The following is a 17,999-nucleotide window of genomic DNA, read 5'->3' as shown; positions in this document are numbered from 1 at the left end:
TACGTTATTTGAAAGGGCGAAGATCTGCAACGGAAAGATGATGTCTTTGTTAAGACCATTTAAAAAGTAAGGTCAATTACGCCAAAAATGACATTTTCACTGATCCTGATCGTCTTGCCTTATTGAATATGATTGCTATTTGCATTTAAAATCGAGGCCTGGTTTTTCTACTGAAATGATTATGACTTCAATGACCCTTGATTTACCTCGCCGCTTCCCCTGGCCGACGTTACTTTCGGTCTGCATTCATGGTGCTGTTGTGGCGGGTCTGCTCTATACCTCGGTACATCAGGTTATTGAACTACCTGCGCCTGCGCAGCCAATTTCTGTCACGATGGTTGCGCCTGCGGATCTCGAACCGCCACAAGCCGTTCAGCCGCCACCGGAGCCGGTGGTAGAGCCAGAACCGGAACCTGAGCCGATCCCCGAACCGCCAAAAGAAGCACCGGTGGTCATTGAAAAGCCGAAGCCGAAACCTAAGCCAAAACCGAAGCCGGTGAAAAAGGTACAGGAGCAGCCAAAACGCGATGTCAAACCCGTAGAGTCGCGTCCGGCATCACCGTTTGAAAATACTGCACCCGCGCGCCCTACATCAAGTACGGCAACGGCTGCAACCAGCAAGCCGGTTACCAGTGTGGCTTCAGGACCACGCGCATTAAGCCGCAATCAGCCGCAGTATCCGGCACGAGCACAGGCATTGCGCATTGAAGGGCAGGTTAAAGTTAAATTTGATGTCACGCCGGATGGTCGCGTGGATAACGTACAAATCCTCTCAGCCAAGCCTGCGAACATGTTTGAGCGTGAGGTGAAAAATGCGATGCGCAGATGGCGTTATGAGCCGGGTAAGCCAGGCAGTGGGATTGTGGTGAACATCCTGTTTAAAATTAACGGCACCACCGAAATTCAGTAAGCAGAAAGTCAAAAGCCTCCGACCGGAGGCTTTTGATTATTACTCAACAGGTAAGGCGCGAGGTTTTCCTTCAGGATCAACCGCGACATACTTAAATAATGCTTCTGTCGCTTTATAGCGTTGCCCGATGGGTTCAGACGCGACTTTTTTCACCCACACTTCAATATTAATGCTAACCGATGTCGTCCCTTTCTGGACACAGCGTGCATAGCAGCACACCACATCGCCGACCGCAACCGGTCGTAAGAAAGTCATTCCTTCAACCCGCACGGTCACTACGCGACCGTGGGCAATTTCTTTCGCCAGAATAGCGCCGCCAATATCCATTTGTGACATTAACCAACCACCAAAGATGTCACCATTGGCATTGGTATCGGCGGGCATGGCTAAAGTACGTAAAACAAGATCGCCCTGAGGGACGTTATGTGTTGTAGACATGGTAAAACCGACTTAAAAGGAAAATCACAGGCGCGATGCTACTATGATTTTCCTGAGGAGAACAGAGGAGATACAGCGCCAGCCCCGAAGGACTGGCAGTCTGGTTAGGATTTATCTTCCTGCGGCATGTGGCGGTAGATATAGATACCGCTTAACAATGTGAAGATTAAGGTAAGGGCGGTCAGGCCAAAGACTTTAAAGTTGACCCAAATATTTTGCGGCAGCCAGAATGCGATGTAGATGTTTGCCAGACCGCAAAGGATAAAGAAAACAGCCCAGGCCAGATTCAGCTTCGACCATACCGGTTGCGGCAGCGTGAGTTCTTTACCCAGCATCCGCTGAATTAGCGGCTTTTTCATCACCCATTGGCTGACTAACAGGGCACCCGCAAACAGGGCATAAATGACAGTAACCTTCCATTTAATAAACTCATCATTGTGGAAGAACAGGGTCAAGCCACCGAAGACGACCACCAGAACAAAAGTGATCAGGGCCATCTTCTCAACCTTACGAAAGCGAACCCAGCCATATATAAGCACAATCGCCGTGGCGACGATCAGCGCCGCAGTAGCCGCATAGATGTCATAAATCTTGTAAAACGCGAAAAAGACAACCAGCGGTAAAAAATCAAGAAACTGCTTCATTTTACGATTCCGTAATCAAATGCTTAAGGTTATTGGCGAATCAACATATACAGGCGGAACAGATAGATGAGCAGTACGGCTGAAATCAGGTTGCTCAAGGTGTTCGCCAGTACGGCACCAATTTCCGGGGTTAATGCGGCAAAAGAAGAGGCAAAAAGCAGCAACAGTGTCTTTGCCAGCAACCAGCTCAGCACTGCGGGTGCCACCAGACGCATATTCGCCCAAGTCAGCCGCATACTGCTACGCATCGAGGCAAAAACGCCCATTTTGTCCTGTACCAACATCACCGGTGCCAGGGCCAGTAAAATGGCCATGATAATTCCCGGAACGACCACCAGCATGATGCCAATCTGTACTAAAAGGGTAGTCAGAAAAATCAGAATAAATAACTTTGGCAATATCGGCGCACTGGCACCAATAGCTCGCAGCGCACTGACTCTCTGACCCGCAGACACCAGCTGGATAATTAATATTACGCCTCCGGCGAGAATGGCGTTACCGATTAATCCTGAAAAAGTGGACGCCGCTGAAGCCTGCAGCAAAATTTGTTGCTGTTCCGGTGACATATTCTGAACCAGGTCGAACAACCCACTACTGCCGCTAACGGGCACGCCGTCATTGAGCTGCGCAAGCTGTGCATCACTGGGTGAGAAAACATGCCCTAACACCACTGTGATAAACGCACATAGCAACGATACCAACAGAATGGTCATAAATTGATTACGGAAGAAATTTCCGGTGTCACGGTATACGGACTGCGCCGTGATAGACATGCACTCTCCTTGAGTTTTATGCAGGTGTTAATTAGCGAGCAATTGTACCCTGGTTAAGCCTCGGGTGGCAGCATCAGGTCTTGTATGGAAAAGCATATCTTTGTAAAGCGGAGGTAATTGCTGGCCTTCAGACGTGGGCAAATCGCGGCAAGTGGCGATCGAGTTAATATTTGCGTAGCGAAAATATTTAAAAATTGATTTAAATCACATTAACCAGGATTCTCAATGCAACTTCTAAATTAATCCAGATCAATAAATGGTGAATTATCATATGTAATGTGATCTATGTAGGATCATTTGTTACTCCAATGTAGGTATATTCGTCACGTTTTTATAACCATAACGACGGAGCGGATATGAAAAAGTTAACAGTGGCGGCTTTGGCAGTAACAACTCTTCTCTCTGGCAGTGCCTTTGCGCATGAAGCAGGCGAATTTTTTATGCGTGCAGGTTCTGCAACCGTACGTCCAACAGAAGGTGCTGGTGGTACGTTAGGAAGTCTGGGTGGATTCAGCGTGACCAATAATACGCAACTGGGCCTGACGTTTACTTATATGGCGACCGATAACATTGGTGTGGAATTGCTGGCAGCGACGCCGTTCCGCCATAAAATCGGCACCCGGGCGACCGGCGATATTGCAACCGTTCATCATCTGCCGCCAACACTGATGGCGCAGTGGTATTTTGGTGATGCCAGCAGCAAATTCCGTCCTTACGTTGGGGCAGGTATTAACTACACCACCTTCTTTGATAATGGATTTAACGATCATGGCAAAGAGACGGGGCTTTCCGATCTCAGTCTGAAAGATTCCTGGGGAGCTGCCGGGCAGGTGGGGGTTGATTATCTGATTAACCGTGACTGGTTGGTTAACATGTCAGTCTGGTACATGGATATTGATACCACTGCCAATTATAAACTGGGCGGTGCACAGCAACACGATAGCGTACGCCTCGATCCGTGGGTGTTTATGTTCTCAGCAGGATATCGTTTTTAATTCCGCACAAAAATGACCCCGTAATTACGGGGTCAATAAGGACATGGTATAAAGGGTATTATTTCTTCGCTTCTACGCCATCAGTTTCAGAGCGAATTAAGAATTTCTCAGTTGTTTGCGGAATATGCTGAATTAGCCAGTCGGCCATGTGCTTTTCATCATTTAAAATCGCTTCGATAATCGGAATTGAGGCTGTATCACCGGCATTTTTTGCTGCTGCTAAGAGTGAGGTATAACAGGCGATTTCAAATTGCTCGAAGACATATCCGCTAATAGAGCCTTTGACTATTTCATCAGAAGGGAATATACCACCGATTGACTGCCCAAGTGCAGCCATTTTACTCATGGAATCTTTAATGACTGAACGTGAAATGTCATTACGATCAAGAATAGTTTCCAGTTGAACAATCTGGTTTTTGGTTTCACTAAGATGTTGTTCAATACGAGCGCGTAGTTCAGGATAATTATCTATACGACTGGCCATGGACTCAAGCATAGATTCGGCTTGCTTTTCCATTGCGTGGGCGTCACGTAACCAGTCATGATAATGTTCAATACGATTCATGAAAATGTCCTCTTTATAAAATGACTAAAAGTTAAAGTTCATATTTCAGGCTTTATTTTCGGCTTTCTTATTTACGTTATTAAGGGCCAGATCAGTCAATTTGATGTCGGTGGCCTTTTCTTCTTCCAGGGTCTCTTTCAGAAGCTTCGCTGCTTTACGATAACCTAATTGTTCAGCCAGCGTCGATAAAGTCCCGTAACTGGCGATCTCATAGTGCTCGACTTTCTGTGCAGCGGCAATCAGTGCGGCACCACGCACTTCGTTTTTCTCGGTGCTTTCGATGACCTCATTAGCTTCTTCAATGAGACCTTCCATTGCCACACATTTCATGCGCTTAATTTTCAGGTTCGATTCAGATTCCATAACTTGATCAATTCGTTCAATCTGTCCATGAGTTTCCTCGAGGTGCGCATGAAAAGCCTGACTTAATTTTTCGCTTGATGTTGCTCTAGCGAGTTTTGCCAGTGCACGGGTTAATTGTTTTTCTGCGCTGTAGGTATCTGAAAGCAGGTGAGTAATACATCTTCAATGGTCTTCATATTCATATTTTTCTCCAGTGAAATCACTGCGAGCCATACGGCCCGCAGATGCAATTATCTTTATCAGCTGATATTAATAATTAACGGTGAATCAGGATTTTCCTGATTTATTACCACCGCTTTGTTGACCGCCTTTTTTACCCGCTTCAGATGCGCGTTGCGGATCATTTTTAAAATTACCGCCGCTATGCTGACCGCCTTTACGGCCTGCGTCGGATGCCTTCTCACGATCTTCGGCGAAATTTCCTGAACCACCACGATGTTCGGCCATGTTATTTCTCCCGTTGCGTTGCATTGTTTCATTAATATGAGTGTTGTGTGTCGACACTCATTAAAATTAGTCGCTAATGAAAATTAGTCAAATTAAGCGCAACGAGAAGAAAGAGGGAAAATATATTTTGAGGAACATTCTGGATATATTAACAATTGCCTGAGGAATAAGCGACTTAGAGAAAATTATTGATTTTACTGGTGTTATGTTGCGGGATTAATTTGTTTGATTATATTACTGTTGGGCGGAAAAATGACGTAAGTTGACGTTCGACAGGGGTAAGCGAAACGGTAAAAAGATAAATAATAAATGAATTTAGGATTTTTCCGGCTTCGTTAAAGAAAGTTAAAATGCCGCCAGCGGAACTGGCGGCTGTGGGATTAACTGCGCGTCGCCGCTTTCATCGGTTGTACAAAAACTTTCAGTGCCACCAGCATTTTCTCTGGCTCATTAATATGTTGCTCGATGATTTTAACAATGGCTGAACCTGAAATCGCGCCTGCAGCTCCTGCATCAATCGCTGCTTTGACCTGATCCGGGGCGGAAATACCAAATCCCTGCAATGGAGGTGCAGCGTTGTACTCTTTCAGCTTCGCAACCAGATGATCGAGGGGTAACGCGGCGCGGTTTTCTGCGCCGGTCACGCCCGCACGTGACAATAAATAGGTGTATCCACGACCGTAGGAGGCTATCTGGCGCAGCAAATCATCGTCGGCATTCGGCGGGCAAATAAAGATAGGTGCGACATTATGACGCAACGCGGCCTGGCGGAAGGGAGCGGACTCTTCCACTGGCACATCGGCAACCAGCACCGAATCGACGCCGACTTTCTCGCACTGGGCATAAAACTCATCAATGCCTTTGTTAAACACCAGGTTGGCATACATCAAAAGGCCGATGGGAATGGTCGGGTGCTTCTGGCGAATCAGTGCCAGCATCTCAAAGCACTGTGCCGGGGTCACACCTGCCGCAAAGGCACGCAGTGTGGCGTTTTGAATCGTCGGGCCATCCGCCAGTGGGTCGGAGAAGGGGATACCTAACTCCAGCGCGTCAGCACCGGCTTCAATTAGCGTGTCGATAATTTTCAGCGACTGCTCAATGCCCGGATCACCGAGCGTGACGAAAGGAACGAATGCGCCTTCTTTGCGCTCCTTCAACTGGGCAAACAGAGATTCGTAGCGTTCCATCAGATTTCCCCTCGTGCTTTCAAAATATCGTGAACGGTGAAGATGTCTTTATCGCCGCGACCGGAAAGGTTAACCACCAGTAGCTGCTCTTTTTCCGGGTTTTCGTGCATCATTTTCAGCGCATGGGCCAGGGCGTGGGAGGACTCCAGCGCCGGGATAATCCCTTCGTGCAGGCACAGCGTTTTGAAGGCTTCCAGTGCTTCATCATCGGTAATTGACACGTAATCAGCGCGTCCAGTGCTGTTAAGATACGCGTGTTGTGGGCCGACAGACGGGAAATCCAGTCCGGCGGAGATGGAGTAAGATTCTTCAATCTGTCCGTCTTCGGTTTGCATCATCGGCGCTTTCATACCGAAATAGATGCCCACGCGACCGTGTTTTAACGGTGCGCCGTGCTCGCCAGTTTCGATACCGTGACCGCCTGGTTCGACACCAATCAGGCCGACGTCGGTTTCGTTGATAAAATCAGCAAACATGCCGATGGCATTCGAACCGCCGCCAACACAGGCGATAACCGCATCCGGCAGGCGACCTTCTCTTTCCAGAATCTGCGCTTTCGTTTCTTCGCCAATCATTCGCTGAAACTCACGCACAATGGTCGGGTAAGGATGCGGGCCAGCCGCGGTGCCCAGCATATAGTGCGCGGTTTCATAACTGCCGGACCAGTCGCGTAGCGCCTCATTACAGGCATCTTTCAGCGTCGCGGAACCGCTATGCACCGGGATCACTTCCGCACCCATTAAACGCATACGAAAAACGTTAGGCGACTGGCGTTCAACGTCTTTGGCACCCATATAAATGCGACATTTCAGGCCGAGCAGGGCGCTGGCAAGGGCCGACGCCACGCCATGCTGACCGGCTCCGGTTTCGGCGATGATTTCCGTTTTACCCATCCGCTTCGCCAGCAACGCCTGGCCGAGCACCTGGTTGGTTTTATGCGCGCCGCCGTGCAGCAAATCTTCGCGCTTGAGATACAGCGTGGTGTTAGTGCCAGCCGTAATGTTCTGGCATTTGGTGAGTGCGGTTGGACGCCCGGCATAGTTTTTCAGCAGGTCGTTGAACTGAGCCTGAAATTCAGGATCTTTTTGCGCGCTAACAAAAGCTTCTTCCAGCTGGCGCAGAGCAGGCATCAGGATTTGTGGCACGTACATGCCGCCAAACTCACCAAAATACGGGTTAAGTAATGTTGTCATTGTTCCTTTCCTTAATATGCGCGCAGCGTCTGGAAAACCGAGGCCAAAAGACGTGCGTCTTTGATGCCCGGTTGCGACTCTACAGCAGAATTAAAATCAAGTCCGGCGCAGCCGGTTTGTGCCGCTTCCACGCAGTTATCTGCGCCTAAGCCCCCCGCCAGCAGAACGTTGCCAAGCGATTGACCGTTTAACAGTGACCAGTCGAAACGTTGACCGCTTCCACCCTGGCCGTTGTCTAAAACATATTTATCAACGTGCTGAAGCTCGCGGGCGGGCAGGGTTTCACCGACGCTTAATGCTTTCCAGATGGCAACGTGTGCTGGCAGAGCTTCACGCAGCGTATCGATATACAGCTGATCTTCATTACCATGCAGTTGCACTGCCGCCAGCGATAACACCTTAGCTTTGTCCACCACATCGGCAATATCGTGATTGCGGAACACGCCAACATACTGCAACGGTGCCGCAGCCATCACTTCCTGCGCCTGTTCAACGTTGACGCAACGCGGTGATGTCGCAACAAAAATCAACCCACCGTAAATCGCGCCCGCGTCATAAGCTGCTTTAGCATCTTGCCCACGCGTCAGGCCACATACTTTATTCTCACCCAGCAACACTCGGCGCACGGCGGCGTTCAAATCGTCATGGGCCATCAACGCCGAGCCAATTAAAAAGCCGTTAGCGAAGTGGCTTAACTCGCGCACCTGAGCGTAAGTATTGATGCCGGATTCGCTGATTACCGTCACGTTGTGCCCCAGTTTCGGCGCAAGCTCGCGGGTACGGTTGAGATCAATCGACAAATCGCGCAGATCGCGGTTGTTGATGCCAACGACCTTTGCCCCCAATGCAATGGCGCGCTCCAGTTCCTCTTCATTACTGGCTTCGGTCAGCACGCCCATCTCCAGACTGTGGGCGACGGCGGCAAGCTGGCGGTATTGTTCGTCATCCAGTACTGAAAGCATTAATAAGCAGGCATCGGCCTGGTAATAGCGCGCCAGATAGATCTGGTAAGGGTCGATAATAAAGTCTTTACATAAAATCGGCTGCGGGGCGATTTGGCTGACGATGGAGAGGAAATCAAAGCTCCCCTGAAAATATTTCTCATCAGTCAGCACCGAAATTGCCGAAGCGTAATGTTTATAAATGGCGGCAATGCGTGCCGGATCGAAATCATCACGGATCACGCCTTTTGACGGCGACGCTTTTTTACACTCCAGAATAAACGCCGTGCGTGCACCCTGAAGTGCATCATAAAAATGTCGCGTGCTCGGCTGAACCTCATTCTGAAAACTGGCCAGCGGTTGCTGCTCTTTGCGGGTTTCTACCCAAATCGCCTTGTCTGCGACGATTTTCGCTAAAACGGTTTGCATCATTTACCCTCGTGCCGCCAGTGCGGTGACTCTGTCGTAAGCGGAACCACTGCGCAGTACCTCAAGAACGGTTTGCGCATTGGCTTGCAGATCTTCATGGCCATGCAGGCGCATTAACATGGCGACGTTCGCCGCGACGGCTGCTTCATGGGCGGCGTCGCCTTTACCTTGTAACAAGCGTGTTAAAATGTCACGGTTTTCTTCCGGTGTTCCGCCTGCCAGTTGCTCCTGGTGGTAGGGTGTCAGGCCAAAATCTTCTGCAGTTAGCTGATAGCTCTTAATTTCACCGTCATGCAGTTCGGCAACGATTGTCGGCGCGTGTAATGAAACTTCATCCATCCCGCCGCTGTGCACTACCGCAGCGCGTTGATACCCCAGCACGCGCAAGGTTTCGGCAATCGGCAGCACCAGTTCCGGACTATAAACACCAATTAGCGCCAGCGGCGGATGCGCCGGGTTAATCAATGGCCCCAACACGTTGAACAGGGTGCGGGTTTTCAGTTGCTGGCGAACCGGCATCGCGTGGCGGAATCCGGTGTGATATTTCGGCGCAAAGAGGAAACAGACGCCTAACTCATCCAGCGCCTGGCGCGATTTATCGGCGTTCATATCAAGATTAATACCGAACGCCGCCAGCAGATCGGACGAGCCGGATTTACTGGAGACGCTGCGGTTACCGTGTTTCGCCACTTTCAGCCCACAGGCCGCGGCGACAAACGCACTGGCGGTAGAAATATTGATGCTGTTGCTGCCGTCACCGCCAGTACCGACGATATCGGCAAACAGATAATCCGGGCGCGGGAACGGCGCGGCGTTTTCCAGTAGCGCGGTTGCTGCTCCGGCGATCTCGTTCGGGTGCTCGCCGCGAATTTTCATGCTCACCAGCGCCGCCGCCAGTTGTTCCGGCTTCAGCTCGCCACGCACCACCGCTGAAAACAGCTGGTGACTTTCTTGTTGGCTAAGCGTCTGTGCCTGATACAGTTTTTCCAGAATCGGTTGCAGCGTGTTGGTTGGCTCAAGTTTCTGCTGCGCCCAGGCCAGCGTTTGTTCCAGCAGGCGAGCGCCCTGGGTAGTAAGAATGGATTCCGGATGGAACTGGAAACCGCAAACGCGATCTGCATCGTGACGCACCGCCATCACCATGCCATTAAAATGGGCGTTGATGGTTAAACCTGCCGGGATATTACTGCCAACCAGCGAGTGATAACGCGCCACCGGCAATGGGTTTGTTAATCCGGCAAACATCGCCTGACTGTCATGTTCAATGCTCGACGCTTTACCGTGAAGAATTTCGCCCGCCTGACCGACATAGCCCCCGTAAGCTTCGACAATCGCCTGATGACCGAGGCAAATGCCAATAATTGGCAGCTTGCCGCGCAGGCGGGTGAGGAGTTCTGGCATACAACCGGCTTCGCTTGGCACACCGGGGCCAGGAGAAAGCATCAGCACCGGATTGCTCATTGTCGCCAGGCGTTCAATTAAGGTCTGCGCCGGAATATGGTTGCGGTAAATCACCACGTTATGACCATTGCTGCGCAACTGATCTGCCAGGTTGTAAGTAAAAGAGTCGATATTATCGAGCAGCAGAATGTCAGCCATCAGAACGTCTCCTGTGCATGATGCGCGGTGGCAATAGCGCGCAGTACAGCGCGGGCTTTATTACGGGTTTCGTCGGCTTCCGACTGCGGAACAGAATCAAGTACCACGCCAGCACCGGCTTGCACGGTGGCGATACCGTTTTCCACCAGTGCCGAGCGGATCACAATGCAGGTGTCGAGATCGCCATGCGCGGTGAAATAACCTACCGCGCCGCCGTAGCTGCCGCGGCGACGACCTTCCGCCTCGGCAATTAACTGCATAGCGCGTACTTTCGGTGCACCGCTTAACGTCCCCATATTCATACAGGCGCGGTAAGCGTGCAGGGCGTCGAGATCGTGGCGCAGCTCACCGACCACGCGGGAGACCAGGTGCATCACGTAAGAGTAACGGTCAACTTTGGTGAGATCGGCGACGTAGCGGCTGCCGGGGGTGCAAATGCGTGCCAGATCATTACGGGCGAGATCCACCAGCATCAGATGTTCAGAAAGCTCTTTATGATCGGTACGCATTTCCAGTTCGATGCGGCTGTCGAGGTCTCTGTCCAGCGAACCATCGGCACGACGACCGCGTGGACGTGTTCCGGCAATCGGGTAGATCTCAATCTGGCGGCTGGTGGCGTCATACTTGAGCGAGCTCTCCGGCGACGCGCCAAACAGGGTGAAATCATTATCCTGCATAAAAAACATATACGGGCTGGGATTACTCTTTTTCAGCACGTAATAGGCCGCCAGCGGTGACGGGCAGGGCAGAGAGAAACGGCGAGATGGCACCACCTGGAAAATTTCTCCGGCGCGAATCGCTTTTTGCAACAAACGCACTACGCCACCGAACTCTTCATCGCTCTGGTTACATTCACAATGCATATGCGGCACGGAAACCACCGGCAGCGGTGGCGCGGTTTCGGTCAGCTGCTGGCGAAGATCGTTCAGGCGAGCAGTGAGACGTTGTTTTTCTTCTTCATTCGGAGCAAAAAGACTGGCCTGAATGCGGGTGCTTTTTTTCTGATGGTCAATCACCATCAGCGTTTCAGCGAGATAAAAACAGAAATCAGGGCAGTTATTTTCCGCTGCCAGTTGCGGTAAATCTTCAAACCCCGCCACAAGGTCATAAGAGAACAGGCCGCCGAAGAACATTGCTTCTCGTTCTTCCTTCGGTACATTCAACAGATTCTGCAATAAGCGGAAAGCGTCAAAAACCGAAAGGGAGCATAAGCGGGCGTCTTCATCCAGCAGTGGACTGACAGGGGGGAAGCGCAGCACACGGCAGTTTGGTGATTGTTCATTTTCCACACCCGCAGGCAGGGCGTTATCCAGTAGTGCCAACAGGGCTTCGCCGTTGCCGGAAAGTGCCTGAATTGTGACAGTGTCACCTAATGCTGTAATGCGCAGCGCACTGTCTACCAGCAGCAGGCTTTTTAAATCATCTTTGCTGTCGATATCTGCGGATTCCAGCAGCAGCGTTGCTGGACGATTCCCACACAACTGGTGAAAAAGCGCAGTCGGGTTGTCGCGATAAGCGCCTTCGCAGGTTAGCAGTTCAAGAGTCGGTTTTTGTGTTTGCATTGTTATTCTCTAATTTTGTTCAAAAAAAAGCCCGCTCATCAGGCGGGCTGGGTATCTGATTGCTTTACGCATGGTGAATACACTGCCCGTTTCAGGAAGTGCGCCACCAACCTTTCAGTACGAAAATTGCTTTCATTGTCGATACCCTTTTTACGTGAACTTGCGTACTAGTTAACTAGTTCGATGATTAATTGTCAACAGCTCATTTCAGAATATTTGCCAGAACCGTTATGATGTCGGCGCAAAAAACATTATCCAGAACGGGAGTGCGCCTTGAGCGACACGAATTACGCAGTGATTTACGACCTGCACAGCCATACCACAGCTTCCGATGGCTGCCTGACGCCAGAAGCATTGGTGCACCGTGCAGTCGAGATGCGCGTCGGCACCCTGGCGATCACCGACCATGACACCACAGCTGCAATCTCACCAGCAAGAGAGGAAATTTCACGTTCGGGACTGGCGCTGAATCTTATTCCCGGCGTGGAAATCTCCACGGTCTGGGAAAATCATGAAATTCATATTGTCGGGCTGAATATTGATATTACTCATCCGCTAATGTGTGAGTTCCTCGCGCAGCAGACAGAACGGCGCAATCAGCGGGCGCAGCTGATTGCCGAAAGACTTGAAAAAGCGCAGATACCAGGTGCGCTGGAAGGCGCGCAACGACTGGCGCAGGGCGGTGCGGTGACGCGCGGTCATTTTGCTCGTTTCCTTGTGGAGTGCGGCAAAGCCAGTTCAATGGCGGATGTCTTTAAAAAATATCTGGCGCGCGGGAAAACCGGATACGTTCCGCCACAGTGGTGTACAATAGAACAAGCTATTGATGTCATTCATCATTCTGGCGGTAAGGCGGTGCTAGCTCATCCTGGGCGGTACAATCTTAGTGCTAAATGGCTGAAAAGATTGGTTGCGCATTTTGCTGAACACCACGGCGACGCGATGGAAGTCGCGCAGTGCCAGCAATCGCCCAATGAACGCACCCAGCTGGCGACACTTGCGCGTCAGCATCATTTATGGGCATCACAAGGATCTGATTTTCATCAGCCGTGCCCGTGGATTGAACTGGGTCGTAAACTCTGGCTGCCTGCAGGCGTTGAAGGCGTCTGGCAGCTATGGGAACAGCCGCAGAACACCACAGAGAGGGAATTATGAGCCAGTTTTTTTATATTCATCCTGATAACCCGCAGCAACGTCTGATCAACCAAGCGGTGGAGATCGTGCGTAAAGGCGGGGTGATTGTTTATCCAACCGATTCCGGCTATGCGCTCGGCTGTAAAATTGAAGATAAAAACGCCATGGAGCGTATTTGTCGAATTCGCCAGCTGCCGGACGGTCACAACTTTACCCTGATGTGTCGCGATCTTTCTGAGCTCTCGACCTATTCATTCGTGGATAACGTTGCGTTTCGTTTGATGAAAAACAACACGCCGGGCAACTACACCTTCATCCTGAAAGGGACGAAGGAGGTGCCACGCCGTCTGTTGCAGGAAAAACGCAAAACCATCGGTATGCGTGTGCCTTCTAACCCGATTGCGCAGGCGTTGCTTGAAGCACTGGGCGAACCGATGCTTTCCACTTCGCTAATGCTGCCAGGCAGCGAATTTACCGAATCCGATCCGGAAGAAATTAAAGACCGTCTGGAAAAACAGGTGGACTTGATTATTCACGGCGGCTATCTCGGGCAGAAACCAACAACGGTTATTGATCTTACTGATGATACGCCGGTCGTGGTGCGTGAAGGCGTAGGTGATGTGAAGCCTTTCTTATAACAAATTGCGTTCCACGGATGGAAGACTATGGCAGGGATATATCGCTGCATTTTGCTGTTGATAGTTGGGCTTTTTTTCTCTTCGTTGAGTTATCCGAAAAACACGGAGATCCCTTTTTATGAAGAAGGGATCTCGCTCTTTGATGTTGAAGCCACTCTGCAACCGGATGGGGTGCTCGACATCAAAGAAAATATTCATTTTCAGGCGCGAAATCAGCAGATTAAGCACGGATTTTATCGTGATTTACCACGACTCTGGATGCAGCCTGATGGGGACGCTGCACTGCTGAACTATCATATTGTTGGCGTCACCCGTGATGGTATTCCTGAACCCTGGCATCTTGACTGGCATATCGGGTTAATGAGTATTGTCGTGGGCGATAAACAACGTTTCTTGCCTCAAGGCGACTATCATTATCAAATTCATTATCAGGTTAAAAATGCTTTCCTGCGTGAGGGAGATTCTGATCTGTTAATCTGGAACGTGACCGGTAACAAGTGGCCGTTTGAAATCTATAAGACCCGATTTTCACTCAAGTTCCCTGATATCGCGGGTAATCCATTTAGCGAAATCGATCTCTTTACTGGAGAAGAGGGCGACACATATCGAAATGGCCGCATCCTTGAGGACGGAAGAATTGAATCCCGCGATCCGTTTTATCGTGAAGACTTCACGGTCCTCTACCGCTGGCCTCACGCTTTACTTGGTAATGCCCCGGCACCACAAACGACGAATATTTTCAGCCATCTTCTTTTACCCTCTACGTCATCGTTGTTAATTTGGTTTCCGTGTCTGTTCCTGGCGTGTGGCTGGTTATATCTCTGGAAGCGCAGGCCACAATTTACGCCGGTAGATGTGATTGAAACCGATGTCATTCCGCCAGATTACACGCCCGGCATGTTACGTCTCGATGCGAAACTGGTTTACGACGATAAAGGTTTTTGTGCCGATATCGTAAATCTGATTGTGAAAGGAAAAATTCATCTGGAAGATCAGTATGATAAGAACCAGCAAATCCTGATTCGTGTTAATGAAGGCGCGACCAGAAATAATGCGGTATTACTGCCCGCAGAGCAGTTATTACTGGAAGCGTTATTTCGTAAAGGCGATAAGGTCGTTCTTACGGGGAGACGCAACAGAGTCTTACGCAGGGCATTTTTACGGATGCAGAAATTTTATCTGCCGCGTAAAAAGTCTTCGTTTTACCGGCCTGATACGTTTTTGCAATGGGGCGGAATGGCGATATTGGCGGTCATTCTCTATGGTAACCTGAGTCCCGTAGGTTGGGCAGGAATGAGTCTGGTTGGCGATATGTTTATTATGATCTGCTGGCTTCTTCCTTTTTTATTTTGTTCCCTTGAGCTTTTGTTTGCCCGCGATGATGACAAGCCTTGCGTTAATCGTGTAATCATCACTTTGTTTTTACCGCTGATTTGTTCAGGCGTGGCCTTTTACTCTCTCTATATCAATGTCGGAGATGTATTCTTTTACTGGTATATGCCAGCGGGTTATTTTAGCGCTGTTTTCCTGACCGGTTATCTCACTGGCATAGGGTATATTTTTCTGCCAAAGTTTACCCAAACTGGGCAGCAACGTTATGCCCACGGTGAAGCTATCGTTAACTATCTTGCGGGTAAAGAGGCAGCAACACACAGTGGGCGGCGGCGGAAAGGGGAAACACGGAAACTGGATTACGCGTTGTTAGGTTGGGCGGTCTCGGCAAACCTTGGCAGAGAATGGGCAGCACGTATCACCCCATCACTCACAGCGGCTGTTCGCGCCCCGGAAATTGCCCGTAGTGGCGTTTTATTCTCATTGCAGATGCACCTGAGTCTGGGGGCCAATACCAGTTTGTTGGGGCGAAGTTATTCCGGTGGTGGTGCTGGCGGCGGGGCGGGTGGCGGAGGCGGTGGTGGCTGGTAATTAAGCTGATGTTAATCGAAACAAGCTTTAACCATAAAGATAGTGTAGTATGTTGCGCCTCAAAGCCAGGCCGATAAACGTCGAGTCGTTTACTTAAGGCCTGAAGAGTTCAAACAGACTTTACTATCAGTGAGTCAGATGTAAATTCTGACTCACTGTTGCACAAAAGCATATCAGACGCCTGGGAAGGCGACACCAAAAGGAAGCTCTATGAGCGAAAAGCTACAGAAAGTGCTGGCGCGTGCCGGCCACGGTTCTCGCCGTGAAATCGAATCTATTATTGAAGCCGGTCGTGTGAGTGTTGATGGCAAAATTGCTAAACTCGGCGATCGCGTTGAAATTACCCCTGGACTGAAAATCCGTATCGATGGTCACCTGATTTCGGTACGTGAGTCCGCTGAACAAATTTGTCGCGTTCTGGCCTATTACAAACCGGAAGGTGAGTTGTGTACCCGTAACGATCCGGAAGGACGTCCAACGGTGTTTGACCGTCTGCCAAAACTGCGTGGCGCACGCTGGATTGCCGTAGGTCGTCTGGACGTTAACACCTGTGGTCTGCTGCTGTTCACTACCGACGGTGAACTGGCAAACCGTTTAATGCATCCAAGCCGTGAAGTTGAACGTGAATACGCCGTGCGCGTATTTGGTCAGGTTGACGACGCGAAACTGCGTGATTTGAGTCGTGGCGTGCAGCTGGAAGATGGTCCGGCAGCCTTTAAAACCATCAAGTTCAGCGGCGGCGAAGGGATCAACCAGTGGTACAACGTTACTCTGACCGAAGGCCGTAACCGTGAAGTTCGTCGTCTGTGGGAAGCGGTTGGTGTGCAGGTAAGCCGCCTGATCCGTGTTCGTTACGGTGATATCCCACTGCCGAAAGGTCTGCCACGCGGTGGCTGGACGGAGCTGGACCTCGCCCAGACTAACTATCTGCGCGAACTGGTGGAGCTACCGCCAGAAACCAGCTCTAAAGTCGCTGTAGAAAAAGACCGTCGTCGTATGAAGGCGAATCAGATTCGTCGTGCGGTGAAACGTCACAGTCAGGTGAGCGGCGGTCGTCGTTCTGGTGGACGTAATAATAACGGTTAATTTAAGTTAAGTATAAAATAAAGGCCCTGCGGGGCCTTTTCTTCATTTGAAGTATGATAAATAGTCGCAGTATTTTAATTTAATTTCATACTTGCTTATGAATATTACCAGGAAATAGCCACATTACTATTTAATTATCTGAGATAAACTCAACGTCAAGAGGTGGGTTATGATTAGATATAGTGGAATATTTCTATCGCTGTTAATGCTTTCAGGTTGTGCAACTGAAGCATTGAAAAACGAACAAGCTGAAACTGTTATTACTGCGGGTAACAAAGCAGTAGCGGCGAATGCAAGTTTCATTAAACAATACTATGCTTCTCGTGAAAACTTCCTTGTTAATTTCTACGCGACTAATCCGGATTGTGCCCTGCGACCTGATTATACCATTGATATAGGCGGTGATGGGAATGGCGGAAAATTATGCCAGCGTTCAGGGCCAAATACAAAACAAGTACAATTAGTCCCTTTCGAGAAAGAAAAATTACTGGCTTCAATGGAAGTCATTAATAGCATGAGCGCTTATGTGGAACTTCTGACAAAGGATATGGCAACTACGGAAAGTCAGCAAGTGGCATTACTTAAACAGGCTCTGGATCACGCAAACAACGCACAAACACTACTTGGTGTTTTACATAGCAAAGATTTAGCTCAATCTGCAGCAGCGGTTAAAGATTTGGTAAATTATTTCAATGAGTTATATATAATTAAAGTCAATTCTGGAAAAATAGGCAAAACGGTAGATGAAAACTGGGTAAGACTTATAAAAAACATGACTGTTTTGCGTAATGATATTTATACAAAAGGCGATAAGATTGAAAATTATACCTTTGCGAATGTACATAATAATATGATTTATTATAATGCGGTATCTAAAAACTCTAAGAATACAGAGTTTAACACTCTGAAAAACAGGAAGGAGTTTCTAAGTTCAGTAATCAATGTGAATGAAACCAGACTACAGGCATCGGCACCTGCCATGCCTGCGATTGAGGCTTTGAATGCCTTTATAGATAAGGGTGATTATCTGAAAAGCTTATACGTTAATAAAACACGCACGGCAGCTGAACAAAAAAGATTAAATGAAATATTACGCGCACAGGTCATTAGTGGGTTAAAGGCGTCTGAGGGGCTGGCAAAATTACTTATTGCCAGCGGAATAATGTTATAGG

Annotated in this window: 18 protein-coding genes, 2 pseudogenes and 1 other annotated feature; of the genes and pseudogenes, 7 read left to right on the top strand and 13 right to left on the bottom strand. The window is 49.5% G+C overall.

What is annotated here, in order from left to right; all coding sequences use genetic code 11:
* Window positions 1-190 precede the first annotated feature (190 nt).
* Entirely contained in the window at window positions 191-910 is a 720-nt protein-coding gene (gene tonB / locus ACJHWT_RS10735; protein ID WP_000171276.1) for a TonB system transport protein TonB, read from the top strand.
* 39 nt (window positions 911-949) lie between these two features.
* On the opposite strand, the gene yciA is transcribed toward tonB, so the two are convergent.
* From yciA to ACJHWT_RS10715, 4 genes and pseudogenes are all read right to left on the bottom strand, one after another.
* Window positions 950-1,348, bottom strand: a complete 399-nt coding sequence (gene yciA / locus ACJHWT_RS10730; protein WP_000108160.1) for an acyl-CoA thioester hydrolase YciA — start codon at window positions 1,346-1,348, stop codon at window positions 950-952.
* Between the two features lie 104 nt (window positions 1,349-1,452).
* On the bottom strand, window positions 1,453-1,992 hold the full coding sequence (locus ACJHWT_RS10725) for a septation protein A (protein ID WP_334281824.1): 540 nt from the start codon (window positions 1,990-1,992) through the stop codon (window positions 1,453-1,455).
* Window positions 1,993-2,021: 29 nt separating this feature from the next.
* A complete protein-coding gene (locus ACJHWT_RS10720; protein ID WP_000028546.1) occupies window positions 2,022-2,765 on the bottom strand; it encodes a YciC family protein in 744 nt (247 codons plus the stop codon).
* A 27-nt stretch (window positions 2,766-2,792) separates the two neighbouring features.
* A pseudogene (locus tag ACJHWT_RS10715) lies at window positions 2,793-2,882 on the bottom strand (YkgJ family cysteine cluster protein); the annotation flags it as partial.
* 239 nt (window positions 2,883-3,121) lie between these two features.
* On the opposite strand from ACJHWT_RS10715, the gene ompW reads away from it, so the two are divergent.
* Window positions 3,122-3,760: an outer membrane protein OmpW gene (ompW, locus tag ACJHWT_RS10710; RefSeq protein ID WP_000737231.1), complete on the top strand. Its 639-nt coding sequence runs from the start codon at window positions 3,122-3,124 to the stop codon at window positions 3,758-3,760.
* A gap of 58 nt (window positions 3,761-3,818) precedes the next feature.
* Here the strand turns inward: ompW and ACJHWT_RS10705 are convergent, their stop codons facing one another.
* The 9 genes and pseudogenes from ACJHWT_RS10705 to trpL all read right to left on the bottom strand — a co-directional run bounded on the left by ACJHWT_RS10705 (window position 3,819) and on the right by trpL (window position 12,182).
* The gene (locus tag ACJHWT_RS10705) at window positions 3,819-4,325 is read right to left on the bottom strand and encodes a ferritin-like domain-containing protein (protein ID WP_001079498.1); all 507 of its coding nucleotides are present in this window, start codon (window positions 4,323-4,325) and stop codon (window positions 3,819-3,821) included.
* Window positions 4,326-4,370: 45 nt separating this feature from the next.
* Window positions 4,371-4,870, bottom strand: a pseudogene (locus ACJHWT_RS10700) (ferritin-like domain-containing protein).
* 85 nt (window positions 4,871-4,955) lie between these two features.
* Entirely contained in the window at window positions 4,956-5,135 is a 180-nt protein-coding gene (locus ACJHWT_RS10695; protein WP_000807651.1) for a general stress protein, read from the bottom strand.
* 380 nt (window positions 5,136-5,515) lie between these two features.
* A complete protein-coding gene (gene trpA, locus ACJHWT_RS10690; protein ID WP_000443063.1) occupies window positions 5,516-6,322 on the bottom strand; it encodes a tryptophan synthase subunit alpha in 807 nt (268 codons plus the stop codon).
* Window positions 6,322-7,515, bottom strand: coding sequence for a tryptophan synthase subunit beta (gene trpB / locus ACJHWT_RS10685; protein ID WP_000209512.1), 1,194 nt, complete (start codon window positions 7,513-7,515; stop codon window positions 6,322-6,324). Before trpB ends, trpA begins: the two co-directional genes overlap by 1 nt.
* An 11-nt stretch (window positions 7,516-7,526) precedes the next feature.
* Complete coding sequence (trpCF, locus tag ACJHWT_RS10680) at window positions 7,527-8,888, bottom strand: bifunctional indole-3-glycerol-phosphate synthase TrpC/phosphoribosylanthranilate isomerase TrpF (RefSeq protein WP_000983884.1); 1,362 nt, start codon at window positions 8,886-8,888, stop codon at window positions 7,527-7,529.
* Window positions 8,889-10,484, bottom strand: coding sequence for a bifunctional anthranilate synthase glutamate amidotransferase component TrpG/anthranilate phosphoribosyltransferase TrpD (gene trpD / locus ACJHWT_RS10675; RefSeq protein ID WP_000763547.1), 1,596 nt, complete (start codon window positions 10,482-10,484; stop codon window positions 8,889-8,891).
* Complete coding sequence (gene trpE, locus ACJHWT_RS10670) at window positions 10,484-12,046, bottom strand: anthranilate synthase component I (RefSeq protein WP_001194623.1); 1,563 nt, start codon at window positions 12,044-12,046, stop codon at window positions 10,484-10,486. The genes trpD and trpE overlap by 1 nt, the downstream gene beginning before the upstream one ends.
* 21 nt (window positions 12,047-12,067) lie before the next feature.
* Window positions 12,068-12,161 (bottom strand) — a sequence feature (Trp leader region).
* A complete protein-coding gene (gene trpL / locus ACJHWT_RS10665; protein ID WP_001700591.1) occupies window positions 12,138-12,182 on the bottom strand; it encodes a trp operon leader peptide in 45 nt (14 codons plus the stop codon). Its footprint overlaps the feature before it by 24 nt.
* A 137-nt stretch (window positions 12,183-12,319) precedes the next feature.
* Between trpL and rnm the strand changes: the two genes are divergently transcribed.
* From rnm to ACJHWT_RS10640, 5 genes are all read left to right on the top strand, one after another.
* Complete coding sequence (rnm, locus tag ACJHWT_RS10660) at window positions 12,320-13,201, top strand: RNase RNM (RefSeq protein WP_001285692.1); 882 nt, start codon at window positions 12,320-12,322, stop codon at window positions 13,199-13,201.
* A complete protein-coding gene (locus ACJHWT_RS10655; protein ID WP_001295575.1) occupies window positions 13,198-13,818 on the top strand; it encodes an L-threonylcarbamoyladenylate synthase in 621 nt (206 codons plus the stop codon). The genes rnm and ACJHWT_RS10655 overlap by 4 nt, the downstream gene beginning before the upstream one ends.
* 27 nt (window positions 13,819-13,845) lie before the next feature.
* Window positions 13,846-15,741, top strand: coding sequence for a DUF2207 domain-containing protein (locus tag ACJHWT_RS10650; protein ID WP_001317787.1), 1,896 nt, complete (start codon window positions 13,846-13,848; stop codon window positions 15,739-15,741).
* Window positions 15,742-15,951: 210 nt separating this feature from the next.
* The gene (rluB, locus tag ACJHWT_RS10645; protein ID WP_001291206.1) at window positions 15,952-16,827 is read left to right on the top strand and encodes a 23S rRNA pseudouridine(2605) synthase RluB; all 876 of its coding nucleotides are present in this window, start codon (window positions 15,952-15,954) and stop codon (window positions 16,825-16,827) included.
* A gap of 169 nt (window positions 16,828-16,996) precedes the next feature.
* The gene (locus ACJHWT_RS10640; RefSeq protein ID WP_001317788.1) at window positions 16,997-17,998 is read left to right on the top strand and encodes a hypothetical protein; all 1,002 of its coding nucleotides are present in this window, start codon (window positions 16,997-16,999) and stop codon (window positions 17,996-17,998) included.
* The last annotated feature ends 1 nt before the right edge of the window (window position 17,999 follow it).

This window comes from Escherichia sp. WS338, from assembly GCF_046486405.1.
Classification (GTDB): domain Bacteria; phylum Pseudomonadota; class Gammaproteobacteria; order Enterobacterales; family Enterobacteriaceae; genus Escherichia; species Escherichia coli.
The sequence above is the reverse complement of the archived record's forward strand: the minus strand, read 5'-3'. Positions and strand labels throughout refer to the sequence as shown.

What these genes read in the sequence shown, in the direction of transcription:
- tonB (WP_000171276.1), top strand. Translation starts at nt 191, where the DNA reads ATGACCCTTGATTTACCTCGCCGCTTCCCCTGGCCGACGTTACTTTCG.
- yciA (WP_000108160.1), bottom strand. Translation starts at nt 1,348, where the DNA reads ATGTCTACAACACATAACGTCCCTCAGGGCGATCTTGTTTTACGTACT.
- ACJHWT_RS10725 (WP_334281824.1), bottom strand. Translation starts at nt 1,992, where the DNA reads ATGAAGCAGTTTCTTGATTTTTTACCGCTGGTTGTCTTTTTCGCGTTT.
- ACJHWT_RS10720 (WP_000028546.1), bottom strand. Translation starts at nt 2,765, where the DNA reads ATGTCTATCACGGCGCAGTCCGTATACCGTGACACCGGAAATTTCTTC.
- ompW (WP_000737231.1), top strand. Translation starts at nt 3,122, where the DNA reads ATGAAAAAGTTAACAGTGGCGGCTTTGGCAGTAACAACTCTTCTCTCT.
- ACJHWT_RS10705 (WP_001079498.1), bottom strand. Translation starts at nt 4,325, where the DNA reads ATGAATCGTATTGAACATTATCATGACTGGTTACGTGACGCCCACGCA.
- ACJHWT_RS10695 (WP_000807651.1), bottom strand. Translation starts at nt 5,135, where the DNA reads ATGGCCGAACATCGTGGTGGTTCAGGAAATTTCGCCGAAGATCGTGAG.
- trpA (WP_000443063.1), bottom strand. Translation starts at nt 6,322, where the DNA reads ATGGAACGCTACGAATCTCTGTTTGCCCAGTTGAAGGAGCGCAAAGAA.
- trpB (WP_000209512.1), bottom strand. Translation starts at nt 7,515, where the DNA reads ATGACAACATTACTTAACCCGTATTTTGGTGAGTTTGGCGGCATGTAC.
- trpCF (WP_000983884.1), bottom strand. Translation starts at nt 8,888, where the DNA reads ATGATGCAAACCGTTTTAGCGAAAATCGTCGCAGACAAGGCGATTTGG.
- trpD (WP_000763547.1), bottom strand. Translation starts at nt 10,484, where the DNA reads ATGGCTGACATTCTGCTGCTCGATAATATCGACTCTTTTACTTACAAC.
- trpE (WP_001194623.1), bottom strand. Translation starts at nt 12,046, where the DNA reads ATGCAAACACAAAAACCGACTCTTGAACTGCTAACCTGCGAAGGCGCT.
- ACJHWT_RS10655 (WP_001295575.1), top strand. Translation starts at nt 13,198, where the DNA reads ATGAGCCAGTTTTTTTATATTCATCCTGATAACCCGCAGCAACGTCTG.
- ACJHWT_RS10650 (WP_001317787.1), top strand. Translation starts at nt 13,846, where the DNA reads ATGGCAGGGATATATCGCTGCATTTTGCTGTTGATAGTTGGGCTTTTT.
- rluB (WP_001291206.1), top strand. Translation starts at nt 15,952, where the DNA reads ATGAGCGAAAAGCTACAGAAAGTGCTGGCGCGTGCCGGCCACGGTTCT.
- ACJHWT_RS10640 (WP_001317788.1), top strand. Translation starts at nt 16,997, where the DNA reads ATGATTAGATATAGTGGAATATTTCTATCGCTGTTAATGCTTTCAGGT.